Annotated in this window: 16 protein-coding genes and 1 pseudogene; all 17 read left to right on the top strand. The window is 50.9% G+C overall.

Annotated features, from left to right (window positions below; translation table 11 throughout):
* Positions 1 to 70 precede the first annotated feature (70 nt).
* Positions 71 to 301 (top strand): AtpZ/AtpI family protein, encoded by a 231-nt coding sequence (locus CR205_RS17135; protein ID WP_161524825.1) that lies wholly within the window; start codon positions 71 to 73, stop codon positions 299 to 301.
* Entirely contained in the window at positions 301 to 669 is a 369-nt protein-coding gene (locus CR205_RS17130) for an ATP synthase subunit I (protein WP_110521362.1), read from the top strand. Before CR205_RS17135 ends, CR205_RS17130 begins: the two co-directional genes overlap by 1 nt.
* A 63-nt stretch (positions 670 to 732) precedes the next feature.
* Positions 733 to 1,455, top strand: a complete 723-nt coding sequence (gene atpB / locus CR205_RS17125) for a F0F1 ATP synthase subunit A (RefSeq protein ID WP_110521361.1) — start codon at positions 733 to 735, stop codon at positions 1,453 to 1,455.
* Positions 1,456 to 1,536: 81 nt separating this feature from the next.
* The gene (atpE, locus tag CR205_RS17120; RefSeq protein WP_110521360.1) at positions 1,537 to 1,764 is read left to right on the top strand and encodes a F0F1 ATP synthase subunit C; all 228 of its coding nucleotides are present in this window, start codon (positions 1,537 to 1,539) and stop codon (positions 1,762 to 1,764) included.
* Between the two features lie 110 nt (positions 1,765 to 1,874).
* Positions 1,875 to 2,366, top strand: coding sequence for a F0F1 ATP synthase subunit B (gene atpF / locus CR205_RS17115; protein WP_110521359.1), 492 nt, complete (start codon positions 1,875 to 1,877; stop codon positions 2,364 to 2,366).
* Entirely contained in the window at positions 2,363 to 2,917 is a 555-nt protein-coding gene (locus tag CR205_RS17110; RefSeq protein ID WP_110521358.1) for a F0F1 ATP synthase subunit delta, read from the top strand. Before atpF ends, CR205_RS17110 begins: the two co-directional genes overlap by 4 nt.
* Before the next feature lie 11 nt (positions 2,918 to 2,928).
* Positions 2,929 to 4,431 carry a F0F1 ATP synthase subunit alpha gene (gene atpA, locus CR205_RS17105; RefSeq protein ID WP_110521357.1) on the top strand — a complete coding sequence of 501 codons (1,503 nt, stop codon included), beginning with the start codon at positions 2,929 to 2,931 and terminating at the stop codon, positions 4,429 to 4,431.
* Between the two features lie 260 nt (positions 4,432 to 4,691).
* Complete coding sequence (gene atpG, locus CR205_RS17100; protein ID WP_110521356.1) at positions 4,692 to 5,573, top strand: ATP synthase F1 subunit gamma; 882 nt, start codon at positions 4,692 to 4,694, stop codon at positions 5,571 to 5,573.
* A 39-nt stretch (positions 5,574 to 5,612) separates the two neighbouring features.
* Positions 5,613 to 7,025 carry a F0F1 ATP synthase subunit beta gene (gene atpD, locus CR205_RS17095; protein WP_110521355.1) on the top strand — a complete coding sequence of 471 codons (1,413 nt, stop codon included), beginning with the start codon at positions 5,613 to 5,615 and terminating at the stop codon, positions 7,023 to 7,025.
* 165 nt (positions 7,026 to 7,190) lie between these two features.
* A complete protein-coding gene (locus tag CR205_RS17090; RefSeq protein ID WP_110521354.1) occupies positions 7,191 to 7,592 on the top strand; it encodes a F0F1 ATP synthase subunit epsilon in 402 nt (133 codons plus the stop codon).
* Between the two features lie 271 nt (positions 7,593 to 7,863).
* The gene (locus CR205_RS17085; protein WP_161524824.1) at positions 7,864 to 8,868 is read left to right on the top strand and encodes a nuclease-related domain-containing protein; all 1,005 of its coding nucleotides are present in this window, start codon (positions 7,864 to 7,866) and stop codon (positions 8,866 to 8,868) included.
* 377 nt (positions 8,869 to 9,245) lie between these two features.
* Positions 9,246 to 9,617, top strand: a complete 372-nt coding sequence (locus tag CR205_RS17080) for an NADH-quinone oxidoreductase subunit A (protein ID WP_110521352.1) — start codon at positions 9,246 to 9,248, stop codon at positions 9,615 to 9,617.
* Positions 9,608 to 10,138 (top strand): NuoB/complex I 20 kDa subunit family protein, encoded by a 531-nt coding sequence (locus CR205_RS17075; RefSeq protein ID WP_110521351.1) that lies wholly within the window; start codon positions 9,608 to 9,610, stop codon positions 10,136 to 10,138. Before CR205_RS17080 ends, CR205_RS17075 begins: the two co-directional genes overlap by 10 nt.
* Positions 10,135 to 10,647, top strand: a complete 513-nt coding sequence (locus tag CR205_RS17070) for an NADH-quinone oxidoreductase subunit C (RefSeq protein ID WP_110521350.1) — start codon at positions 10,135 to 10,137, stop codon at positions 10,645 to 10,647. Before CR205_RS17075 ends, CR205_RS17070 begins: the two co-directional genes overlap by 4 nt.
* Before the next feature lie 15 nt (positions 10,648 to 10,662).
* Positions 10,663 to 11,772: an NADH-quinone oxidoreductase subunit D gene (locus tag CR205_RS17065; RefSeq protein WP_110521349.1), complete on the top strand. Its 1,110-nt coding sequence runs from the start codon at positions 10,663 to 10,665 to the stop codon at positions 11,770 to 11,772.
* Positions 11,773 to 12,735, top strand: a complete 963-nt coding sequence (gene nuoH, locus CR205_RS17060) for an NADH-quinone oxidoreductase subunit NuoH (protein WP_110521348.1) — start codon at positions 11,773 to 11,775, stop codon at positions 12,733 to 12,735.
* A 1-nt stretch (position 12,736) separates the two neighbouring features.
* Positions 12,737 to 13,123, top strand: a pseudogene (locus CR205_RS20595) (NuoI/complex I 23 kDa subunit family protein); the annotation flags it as partial.
* Positions 13,124 to 13,252: the final 129 nt, after the last annotated feature.

Raw genomic sequence — 13,252 nt, 5'->3', positions numbered from 1 at the left:
GTGATTTTTCGACATGTTTTCACGGACGGCGCCTGCCGTGCGCAAAACGTGTGCAGACAGGAGCTGGATGATGGCAAACGATCAGAAAGTGCAGTCTGTAATCCGGAAAATGGCCCTTGTATCAACAATCTCCTCTTACTTTATCGGGTGTATTCTGATCGGAGTACTTGGAGGAAGATGGCTTGATGGTTATTTTGAAACAGGAGGACTGCTTATGGCAGCCGGCTTTCTCGTCGGACTGACAGCAGCAGTTTACGGTATTTATCACGTGCTGAAGCGTACTTTGGGAGACGATACGTAATGGAGTTTGGAGCAACAGCAAAACGGATGATTCTTTACACAGTAGCGCTTCTGGCGCTGATCGCAATCCTTGCTTTCACTACACCTTACAACACGTTTTTCTACGGCATGCTTCTCGGTACAGCGTTCAGTCTGCTGAATCTGTACATGACCTACGCACAGGTGAAACGGGTGACCTCGGAATCAAAGGCACTCCGGACAAAATTCGCTTTTGGTACAGTAAGCCGGATCGCAGTGTCCGTAATCTGTATCGTGATCGCCGTAAGTTTCCCTCACATTTTTAATCTTGCTGGTGCGATTATAGGTCTCATGCTGACCTATGCCATCATCATGATAGAACCTATTTTCCATATTAAGCGTTTGCAGTAGGGGCGTACATGTTCTGTACTGAGCGTACGACTCTTGCAAGATCGAGAAAAGAGGTGAAAGTAATTGGATCATCATGAAAGAGTGGTTGAAGTCTTCGGAATCCCATGGCTTACGGTGAACCTGACCAACATTATCACCGTGACAGCAACGATTCTCATCGTTTTTCTGGTCTGTTTTTTCATGTCCCGGACCATTAAAATGTATCCGACGGGCGCACAGAACGCTCTCGAGTACCTGGTTCAGTTCGTAAAAAACATCATCAGCAGCAACATGGACTGGAACAGGGGGAAGAACTTCATCATGCTGGGACTCACCATCATCCTCTATGTCTTTACGGCAAATATGCTCGGACTTCCGTTCGAGATTGTGGATGAGAACCATTATGTATGGTGGCGCTCACCGACATCAAGTCCGGTGCTCACACTGTCCCTTGCCGCAATGGTTGTGCTGCTTACGCACTACTACGGTATTAAGATGAAGGGACCGGCAGAATACGGAAAAGATTATTTCCGTCCGGTGTTTTTCTTATTCCCATTCAAAATTATTGAGGAAATTGCCAACACGCTTACGCTTGGAATGCGTCTATTCGGTAACGTGTATGCAAAGGAAGTACTCATGATCATGCTCGTGGGTCTCGGTACATCCGGAATTGTAGCAGGGATTTTCGCCTTCGCGCCGCTGGTTATCTGGCAGGCATTCGGTCTGTTTATCGGATCGCTGCAGGCATTTATCTTCTGTATGCTGACCATGGTTTACATGGCGCACAAAGTGAACGAGGAACACTAAGTTCAAGGTACCACCAGCTCTAGCAAATTCATGATAGAGCGTAAATATAAAGTTTTACAGATATTAAAGGAGGATTTTAAAATGGATGTCGGTTTGATTGCAATTGGTATTGGTATCGTAGCAGGTTTCGCTGCACTAGCAGGTGCGCTTGGGGTAGCGATCGTAGTAAAAGGAACACTTGAAGGTATTACCCGTCAGCCGGAACTTCGCGGCCAGCTTCAGACAGTAATGTTCATTGGTATCCCGCTTGTTGAGGCACTTCCAATCATCGGGGTCGTTGTTTCATTCCTGCTTCTTGGACAAATGTAATAACGGACCATCACGATTACGTAATTTAACACCAAAATGGCGAAGAACGTTTGGGATCCATACCTCTTCGCCATTCCTTATGCATGATTCAAGAGAAGGGAGCGAGACAGATGTTTGGACCTATTGAATGGGGAGATGTCATATACCAGCTCGCCGGGTTCGTCGTTCTCTTGCTGATCTTAAAGAAGTTTGCTTTTGGTCCGATTATGGACATGATGGAAAAGCGAGAGAATCACATAGCAGACCAGATCTCCTCTGCTGAGAAGAACCGCGAAGAGTCGGAAAAGTACCTCGAAGAACAACGTGAAGCCATCAAGGAAGCCCGTACGGAAGCGAAGGAAATCGTGGAAAACGCGCGCAAACAGGCTGAACGCACGGAAAAAGATATTATTGCCAATGCTGAAAAGCAGGCAGAGCGCAAGACACAGGAAGCTCTCGCCAACATTCAGATGGAAAAAGAGCAAGCGATCTCTGCACTTCGTGAGCAAGTTTCGTCCTTGTCTGTCCTTGTGGCATCTAAGGTCATCGAAAAAGAGCTGGATGAGAAAGAACAGGAAAAACTCATTCAGGAGACTCTTAAAGAAGTTGGCGAAGAGCTATGAAGCGGGACCCGTTAGCTTTTCGTTACGCGAGTGCACTTTATGACCTTGCCAAAGAGCGTGGTCAGCTCGACGCATATGGTGAGGAGCTGCAACTGATCAAGGAAGTATTTGAAGATACGAACCTTCTTGACGAAGTGTTCAGACACCCGAGCATTGCGAATGACACGAAGAAATCGCTGCTGAAGGTAAACTTTGGCGACAAGGTCTCTGCGGAGATTCTGAACCTTCTTCTTTTACTGGTCGACAGAAAGCGTATCAGCATTGTGCCTGCACTGGCAGATGAGTACAAGCGCCTGTCCTATCAGTCAAAAGGAGTAGCCGAGGCGACCGTTTATGCAGCGAAAAAGCTGACAGACGAAGAGCTTCAGCTCGTCGCTGATAAATTCGCCCGTCACACGAAGCACGAGAAAATTCTTGTGGACGAAGTCACGGATCCGACTATGATCGGCGGTATTAAAGTCCGCGTAGGCGACCTTGTCTTTGACGGGAGTATCGCCAACCAGCTTCAACGTATTCACAGACGCATGCTGACAGGGAACGTAAGTAGATAGGGGTGAAGAATATGAGCATCAGAGCCGATGAAATCAGCTCTCTGATAAAAAAACAGATTGAAGGTTATCAGTCTGATATCGAAGTAAATGAAGTCGGCACCGTTATCCGTATCGGTGACGGGATCGCCGTTGCTCACGGTCTTGAGAACGTAATGGCCGGAGAGCTTCTAGAATTTGCAAACGGTACGATGGGTATGGCTCAGAACCTTGAGGAAGATACAGTTGGTATTATCATCCTCGGTGAGTACCTTGATATTCGTGAAGGTGACGAAGTTAAACGTACCGGACGTATTATGGAGGTTCCAGTAGGTGAGGAACTTCTCGGACGCGTTGTTGACCCGCTTGGGAACCCGCTTGACGGGCAAGGGGACATCGAAACAGACAAGCGCCGTCCAATTGAAAGCCCGGCACCAGGGGTTATGGACCGTAAATCGGTTCACGAACCGCTCCAGACGGGAATCAAAGCAATTGACTCTCTTATTCCGATCGGCCGTGGTCAGCGTGAGCTTATCATTGGAGACCGCCAGACAGGTAAGACAGCGATTGCCATTGATACAATTCTGAACCAGGCTGACCAGGATATGATCTGTATTTACGTTGCAGTCGGTCAGAAAGAATCCACAGTAGCAGGCGTAGTGGAAACACTACGTAAGCACGGAGCTCTTGACTACACGATTGTTGTCAGTGCGAGTGCGTCCAAGCCTGCGCCGCTTCTTTACCTTGCACCTTACACTGGTGTATCCATGGGTGAAGAGTTCATGTACAACGGAAAGCACGTTCTCGTAATTTACGATGACCTTTCCAAGCAGGCAGCAGCCTACCGTGAGCTTTCCCTTCTTCTCCGTCGTCCTCCGGGCCGTGAAGCTTTCCCGGGTGACGTATTCTATGTGCACAGCCGTCTTCTCGAGCGTGCAGCAAAACTTAGTGACGATAAAGGAGCGGGCTCACTTACAGCTCTTCCATTTATCGAAACACAGGCAGGGGACATCTCCGCCTACATTCCGACAAACGTAATCTCGATTACCGATGGGCAGATTTTCCTTCAGTCAAACCTCTTCTTCTCCGGTGTACGTCCGGCGGTTGACGCAGGTCTGTCTGTATCACGAGTAGGGGGTTCCGCGCAGATCAAGGCAATGAAAAAAGTTGCCGGTACACTGCGTCTTGACCTTGCATCCTACCGTGAGCTTGAGGCATTCGCCCAGTTCGGTTCGGACCTTGATAAATCCACACAGGCGAAGCTTAACCGTGGTGCCCGTACAGTAGAAGTACTGAAGCAGGGCCTTCACCAGCCGCTTGCTGTTGAAAAACAGGTTGTCGTTCTGTTTGCCCTTACTAAAGGCTACCTTGACGATGTCGAAGTCGATCATATCCGCCAGTTCGAAGAAGAGTTGTTAAGCCACATGGACCACAACAACAAAGACCTTCTGGATCATATCCGCAGCACTGGAAACCTTCCTGAAGACGCGGATCTGCGCAAAGCGATCGAAGACTTCAAGAAAACGTTCAACGCGTAATCTGAAAGGGGAGAGGAACCGGCTCCGTCCGGTTCCTGCCGCCCTTTTTGAGGCTAAACAGGAACAGGCAGTTTTTTAACAATCGCTGATAATCCTTGGAGCGCAAAGCGGCGACTCCAGTGGGAAAAGCAACGACTGAAGACCCCGCAGGGCGAACTTACCCGAGGAGGCTGAAGCGTTGCCCACGGAAAGCGTCCGCTTGAAGCGGAAAGGTAATCCGCTCTTCAAGAAGCAGCTTTCAACAAAGGTGGTGAAGAACGTTGGCTTCTCTTAGAGATATACAGTCGAAAATCTCATCTACGAAAAAGACAAAGCAGATTACCAAGGCGATGCAGATGGTATCTGCTGCAAAGTTAAATAAAGCGCAGAACAAAGCGCAGGCATTTTTTCCGTACACGCAGAAAATCCGTGACGTTGTAAACAGCATCGCGAACGGGAGCATGGTTTCCCACCCGATGCTTGAATCACGCGACGAAGTAAAGAAAACCGCCTACCTGGTAATCACATCAGACCGCGGCCTTTGCGGAGCGTACAACAGTGGACTGCTTCGGCACACGATGAATACGATCAAAGAACGGCACAGCTCCCAGGACGAGTACGGTATTATCGTCATCGGAAAAGTGGGCCGGGACTTTTTCAAAAAGCGCGGTATGCCGATCTATCAGGAGATTGTCGGATTGTCGGATCAGCCGGCTTACGCCGACATCAAAAACATTGCGGCTACGACAGTCGAAATGTTTGCCGATGAAGTGTTCGACGAAATTTACATCCACTACAACCACTTTATCAGCGCTATCTCCCAGGAAGTAACGGAAACAAAGCTTCTTCCTCTGACAGACTTTGACGAGTCTGCCGAAGGCGAAAACTCAGGCGGAGGCGACTCCCCTTCATACGAGTATGAGCCGGACGAGGAAACGATTCTGAAACAATTGCTTCCGCACTATGCAGAAAGCCTGGTGTACGGGGCTTTATTAGACGGGAAAGCCAGTGAGTTCGGAGCACGCATGACAGCTATGAGTGCTGCTACTGACAATGCTTCTGACATGATCGACCAGCTGAACCTTAAGTTCAACCGTGCCCGTCAGGCAGCGATCACGCAGGAGATCAACGAAATTGTAGGTGGAGCATCGGCCCTGGACTAACGTTCACCCGTGTTCATTAGGAAGTGAGGAGGAAAGATGATGAATAAAGGACGCGTCACTCAAGTAACTGGACCGGTTGTAGACGTAAAGTTTAACCGGGGAGAATTACCTGAGATTTATAACGCTCTTACAATTAAGCGTCAGGCTCAATCCTCTGGGGAAGTGGACGTAGACGTAACACTGGAAGTCGCGCTTCACCTCGGAGACGACTCCGTGCGTACGATCGCCATGGGATCCACAGACGGATTGACCCGCGGAATTGAAGTAACAGATACAGCACAGCCAATCACAGTTCCGGTTGGAGACGAAACACTAGGTCGTGTATTCAACGTACTCGGTGAGCACATCGACCTTGGAGAGGAAGTACCCGCTTCCGTGCAGCGTGACCCGATTCACCGTGAAGCACCGAAGTACGAGGAACTCTCCACAGAAACAGAAATCCTTGAAACAGGAATCAAAGTCGTTGACCTGCTTGCCCCTTACATCAAAGGTGGTAAGATCGGACTCTTCGGAGGTGCCGGTGTAGGTAAAACGGTACTTATTCAGGAACTGATCAACAACATCGCCCAGGAGCACGGTGGTATTTCCGTATTCGCAGGTGTTGGTGAGCGTACCCGTGAAGGGAACGACCTGTTCTTTGAAATGACAGATTCCGGCGTTATCAAGAAAACATCCATGGTATTCGGTCAGATGAACGAGCCGCCTGGTGCACGTATGCGTGTTGCCCTGTCTGGTCTTACAATGGCTGAGCACTTCCGTGATGCCAAAGGCGCAGATGTACTGCTTTTCGTCGATAACATCTTCCGCTTTACTCAGGCGGGTGGTGAGGTATCCGCACTTCTCGGACGTATGCCATCTGCGGTAGGTTATCAGCCTACACTCGCAACTGAGATGGGTATGCTTCAGGAGCGGATCACATCCACAAAGAAAGGTTCCGTAACGTCCATCCAGGCGATCTACGTACCTGCCGATGACTATACTGACCCGGCACCGGCAACGACGTTCGCCCACCTTGATGCGACAACGAACCTTGAGCGTAAACTTTCCGAGATGGGTATCTACCCTGCGGTTGACCCGCTCGCATCAACTTCCCGTGCCCTGTCCCCTGAAATCGTGGGAGACGAGCATTATGAAACTGCCCGTGAAGTACAGCAGACACTTCAGAAATATAAAGAGCTTCAGGACATCATTGCGATCCTCGGTATGGACGAGCTTTCCGAAGAAGACAAGCTTGTCGTACACCGTGCCCGTCGTATTCAGTTCTTCCTGTCCCAGAACTTCCACGTTGCCGAGCAGTTCACGGGTCAAAAAGGTTCTTACGTACCTGTTAAAGAAACGATCCGCGGCTTTAAGGAAATCCTTGACGGCAAATACGACGACCTTCCTGAGGATGCCTTCCGTCTTGTTGGACGCATCGAAGAGGTTGTCGAAAAAGCGAAGGAAATGGAATAAGAGCCGAGTTTATGAGCGGCATGGGAAAAAAAGAGGCTGGCCGTGCATCTTGAGAGATGTACGGGCACCGGAGCGTAAGGTTCCGGCCGCGTAGTTTCGGCAACGAAGCTTCGAGCCTTCACTTTTTCCCGGATCAGCTTGTAAAACGGCGAAGGAGGATAAACCATGAAGACGATGCAGGTCAATGTCGTCACTCCGGATGGCAGTGTCTATGAAGCTGAGGCCAATCTCGTCAGTGTGAAGGCGCATGATGGTGAGCTCGGCGTCCTGCCGGGGCACATCCCGCTCGTCACGCCGCTGCGTATTGGTCCGGTCCGAATTAAAAAAGACTCCAAGGTTGATCTGGTGGCGGTAAACGGCGGCTTCATGGAAGTTCGCCGTGATGAAGTCAACATTTTGGCTGAATCAGCCGAGCTGCCAACCGACATCGACGTCGCCCGCGCGCGCGCGGCTAGAGAGCGTGCCCAGCGCCGCCTGGACGAAGCAAAGAAAGACAACATCGATTTCCGTCGTGCGGAACTTGCGCTTAAGCGCGCAATTAACCGCCTCGAAGTGACTGGAAATTAACATATGTACAGCTGCCCCCGGCCGGAGATGGCCGGGGGTGGTTTGTACATAGTCATTGGGCGAAGCGGACGACGCTGGTCGGGTGGTGTCGAATCGTGTCGTTTCGTCGATATTGTGCTTGCGACTGTCGATATATCAGCATTGACTGACGATTTCCCAGCTTTTTCTGCCGATTTCCCGGATCTCATTGTCGATTTACCGAGTCTTTCCCTCCATTAACTCCTGTAATTCTACAAGTTTATCCCCCATAAAAACGAATAGAGGTGCTGTTGTGTTCATAAAACCAATTGAAAAACCACTCAGGCTCCGAAAACTGGAGGCTTTAGCACGCAGGATCCCATATAACCGCCCTAAACGTCAGGAAATTCTGCAGAAACTATACCGGATAGAAGCCGGATACAGCGGTGAAAAATCTCTTCATTACTACCTCACTCAAAAAGCAGGCAGACAGTACCGAATCTTCCACAGTATTAAACTCCACACCCTCAATCATGATTTTCGAATGGATTTTCTACTGGTCCACAGAACTCACCTAATGATTCTTGAAATTAAAAACATATCTGGTACGCTTAGATTTGAGCCTGACCGTCATCAGGTAATTTGGACGAAGCCTGACAATACTATAAAGGTTCTTCCTGACTTTTATCTGCAGGCTGTCATTCAAATGGAGCACCTCACAAACTGGATCGAAGAAGCAGGATTGCCTCAAATACCAGTTAAACCGCTGGTGGTCATTTCCAACCCAAATTGCAGGCTCGACATACCGCCCCAGTATAACAATCACCCTTCGATTAAGAACATGGTCAGAAGCGCCAACCTCCCCTCGAGGCTGTCTTATGAGCTAAGCCGCCATTCAAAATCAGTCTTCTCAATATCTGCTCTTGAGTCCCTCATTTTGCAGCAGCATAAACAAGACGACCAATGTATACTGAACGAAACTGGCGTGCATCCCTCGGAACTTATAACCGGAGTATTGTGCTCAGTCTGTGTTAATAAAACAATGATCAAACAGCGTTACCACTGGCTGTGTAAACATTGTGGAAAAACAACACGAAATCCACACCTGGAAACACTGATAGACTTTTCCCTGCTTATAAAACCTCTAATTACAAATAACGAATTCAGATGGTTTGCTGAAGTGGGGTCAGCGTCCACAGCAAAATATCTGCTAAAAGAACTCAACCTCCCCATCACGGGCCACAACCGCGGCAGAACTTACTCCCTCAGCGACCTCACGAACAGCTCACCCGAGAACCCGCACAATTCCCTATCCTAAATCCACGTCCCCGGACATACCTTTTACAGAGACGTGCTGTCCCAGTGACCAAAAACAGCACAGCAAATTCTCAAAACCCCAAACGTGCCAAAAGCATTCAGCAAAACCCTAAACGTAAACCATAAACCTCAGCCTCACCAGGGAGGTGACCGCACACCAGTAAATCACGCGTACCACCGGCAGCAAACACTACTAAACCGGGACTGCCGCCGCAGACACACAAAAAAAAGCACACCTAAATAACCAATCTTTACCTTCGACAAAATCCGAGCAAAACTCCTAAAGGTATAATTCAAATTATTTAGAATATTGAAGTAAAATACTGCAAAATAAAGTATACTCAGAGGTAGTTGGCGAATGGAGGGAGAAGTGACGGTATGGATCTGGCGCTTTACTACTCGAATTACACGTACGTCGTCATCTTTATGCTGCTGGGGATCGCGTTGCCGGTTGCCGCGCTCACGGCAGGGAGGTTCCTGAGACCGAAAAACCCGTACGAAGAAAAACTCATCACCTATGAAAGCGGGATCAGACCGACCGGCGACGCACAGGTGCGATTTCATGTAGCCTACTACATTATCGCACTTGAATTTGTCATTTTTGATGTTGAAACCGTTTTCCTTTATCCGTGGGCCGTGGCTCTTGACCAGCTCGGCTGGACCGGACTGAATGCGATGCTGATCTTCATTTTCATACTGGGATTGGGACTTGCATATTCCTGGAAAAAGAAGGTGCTAGAATGGAACTAAAAGGATTTCAGGATCTTGAAAGATACGATCCGAGGCTCGCTGAGGATCTCAAACGTAACGTTCTGTTTACAAAAGTCGAGCAGGTAAAAGCTTGGGCGAGAACACGCTCCCTGTGGCCGCTCACGTTCGGCCTGGCCTGCTGCGCGATTGAAATGATGGGAACGGGGGCCGCCCGCTACGACTTTGACCGGTTCGGGGTTATTTTTCGTGCTTCCCCACGCCACGCAGATCTCATGATCGTCGCCGGTACGGTGACGGCCAAGATGGCCCCGGTGCTCCGGCAGCTGTACGATCAGATGCCGGAACCGAAGTGGGTAATCGCCATGGGCTCATGCGCCACATGCGGCGGTCCGTACAAAAACGCCTACAGCGTCTTAAACGGCGTGGATAAAATCGTGCCAGTTGACGTGTACGTACCAGGCTGTCCACCGACACCACCGGCACTTCTCGACGGAGTGGAGCTTCTCAGAGATAAAATCCGGCGTGAAGCGAGAGGCGAACAGGTGGTGGTGAAGAAATGAGCGAAGAATTTCTAGAAGTCATAAGCGCCAGAATCAACGAGATCGCCCTCAGCACCAACGCCAACGGCAAAACCGCCACAGGCGAAAGCGCCGTAGAAGAGGCGGTACTGAACTTTGGCAAGCCAATGGTCACACTCAGCACGGAAAACTGGACGCTGGATACGGCACGCATGCTGCACGACGATCCGGAGCTGAAGTTCAATTTCTTAAGCTGCCTTACCGGTATCGATTACGAGGAACATATGGAAGTGGTGTACAACCTTTATTCCATTCCGCATAACCACTACCTGTACATCAAAGTGAAAACACCCCGGGACAATCCGGAAGTGCAGTCGGTTCAGCCCGTCTGGAAAACGGCAGACTGGCTCGAAAGAGAGACATACGATCTTTTAGGCATCCGCTTCCCGGGTCATAAAAACCTTAAACGTATTTTACTTGAGGACGACTGGGAGGGGCATCCGCTCCGGAAAGATTACGTCACAGATAAAAAAGCAATGGGCTTGGATTAAGGGGGCGCACAGCACATGTCGATTCGTACAGAACAAATGACATTGAACATGGGACCGCAGCACCCGAGTACCCACGGGGTGTTCCGGCTCGTGCTGACGATTGAAGGGGAGACGATCGTCAAAGCCGAACCGGTCATTGGCTATCTGCACCGGGGCTCGGAAAAGCTTGCCGAAAACCTCCTCTACACACAGTTCATTCCCTACACCGACCGGCTCGATTACTTAAATGCGATGACGAACAACTACATCTACTGCGCCGGAGTGGAGGAGCTCCTCGACTGGGAGATTCCGGAGCGCGCCGAATACCTCCGCGTGCTCGTGATGGAGCTCAACCGGATCGCATCCCACCTCGTCTGGTGGGGCACGTTCCTTCTCGATATCGGCGCACTGAGCCCGTTTCTGTACGCTTTCCGGGACCGGGACCTGATCCTCGACCGCCTGAACGAAATCAGCGGCGCGCGGATGACGTTCAACTACGTGCGCATCGGCGGGGTAAAATGGGACGCGCCTGACGGCTGGATCGAAAAAGTCCAGGAAACCGTCAAGGAAGTCCGGGAAAATATCCACGAATACGACCGGCTCGTCACCGGCAATGAAATTTTCCAGGCGCGGACGATCGGGGTCGGCAAGATCACCCAGCAGGACGCCATCAACTGGGGACTGTCCGGACCGATTGCCAGAGGAAGCGGCCTGAAATTTGACCTCAGAAAAGACGAACCGTATTCGATCTACGACCGGTTCGATTTCGACGTGCCGACGTTCCAGGAAGGGGACGTTTACGCTCGCTATAAAACCAGGATCGCAGAGATGCACGAGTCGCTCAAAATCATTGAGCAGGCGTGCGCCGACATTCCGGACGGGGAGTACATCCATAAAAAAGGCAAGCGGATCATGATGATCAAACCGAAGCCCGGCGAAGTTTACAAACGCTGTGAGGCATCAAAAGGGGAGATCGGCGTCTATATCGTAAGTGCCGGCAAAACCCAGCCGTACCGGGTCAAGCTGCGCCGGCCGTCCTTTGTAAACGTCCAGATCCTGCAGGATTACCTCGTCGGCGAACCGATCGCCAACCTGGTCGCCATCTTCGGAAGTCTCGACATCGTGCTCGGGGAGGTGGATGCGTAAATGGATCTGCTCATGATGGTCGTCTACGCCGTCACCGTTCTCATGCTTCTCCTCGGCGCTGTGACATACTCAATCCTGTTCGAGCGTAAAGTCATCGGTTACATGCAGGTGCGCCACGGCCCGAACCGTCACGGCCCATTCGGGATGCTTCAGACGATCGCCGACGTCTCAAAACTGCTCATGAAAGAAGACGTCATCCCGAAAGCTGCCGACCGGCCGATCTTTATTCTCGCGCCGGTCATCGCCTTCGTGCCGGCCTTTGCCATTTTCGCCACCATCGCCTGGAGCGAAAACATCTACGCGGCCGACCTCAGCATCGGCGTGCTTTACTTTATCGGTATCAGCTCCATCACCACCCTTGGGGTCATCATGGGCGGCTGGAGCTCCAATAACAAATATTCACTCATGGGCGCCATGCGCGGCGTGGCCCAGGTGATCAGCTACGAAATCCCGCTCGTGCTCTCCATTGTCGGTGTGGTCATTCTCGCCGGCTCACTCAACTTCCGGGAAATCGTCCTGTACCAGGAATCGATCGGACTGTGGCTCATCATCCCGCAGTTTCTCGCATTCTTCGTGTACATGATCTCCGCTATCGCCGAGCTCAACCGCTCGCCGTTCGACCTGCCAGAAGCCGAGTCAGAGCTCGTATCCGGCTACCATACCGAATACTCCGGCTTCCGCTTCGCCTTCTTCATGCTCGCCGAGTACACCTACGCCATCGCCATCTCGGCGCTCGCGACCACACTCTTTCTCGGCGGCTGGCTCGGACCCGCATTTTTACCCGGAATCGTCTGGTTCCTTCTGAAAATGTGCGGCTTCATGTTCATCTGGTTCTGGCTCCGCGCCACACTGCCGCGGGCACGGGTCGATCACCTGATGGGCTTCGGATGGAAAGTCCTCATCCCGCTCGCCCTGATCAACATCGTCATAACAGCGATCATCAAAGTCTGGATGGGGTGGTAGCATGTTTAGACTGCTGAAAGGATTCGGCATCACGCTGAACTACTTTAGAAAAAAGAAATTCACCATACAGTACCCCGAAGAACGGGTCCACATGCCCGAACGCTTCCGGGGCATCCACCGCTTCTTTCCCGAAAAGTGCATCGTCTGCGACCTGTGCGTCAAAGTATGCCCCACAGACGTCATCACCCTCACCGGGAAAAAAAGCGAAGTTAACCCGAAAAAGAAAGTCATCGACACCTACAACATCGACTTTCAGGGCTGCATCCTGTGCGACTTCTGCACCGAAGTCTGCCCCACAGCCGCCATCGTCATGACCGCCAGATACGACAACCTTTCATCCTATACCCGGGATGAGCACTTCAAAGACATGCGCTGGCTCACCGACAACACCGTCTACGGCAACTACAAAGAACCCGAGGCGGAAGAAGCGGAAAAAGAAGAAAAGACTGCCACGCCGGCTAAAGACCGGACGAAGGCGGCGGCACCTGAGCGCAAAAAACGCGAAACGGCACCGCCG

Origin of the sequence: Alteribacter lacisalsi, from assembly GCF_003226345.1 — a bacterium.
Lineage (GTDB): Bacteria > Bacillota > Bacilli > Bacillales > Salisediminibacteriaceae > Alteribacter > Alteribacter lacisalsi.
The sequence above is the reverse complement of the archived record's forward strand: the minus strand, read 5'-3'. Positions and strand labels throughout refer to the sequence as shown.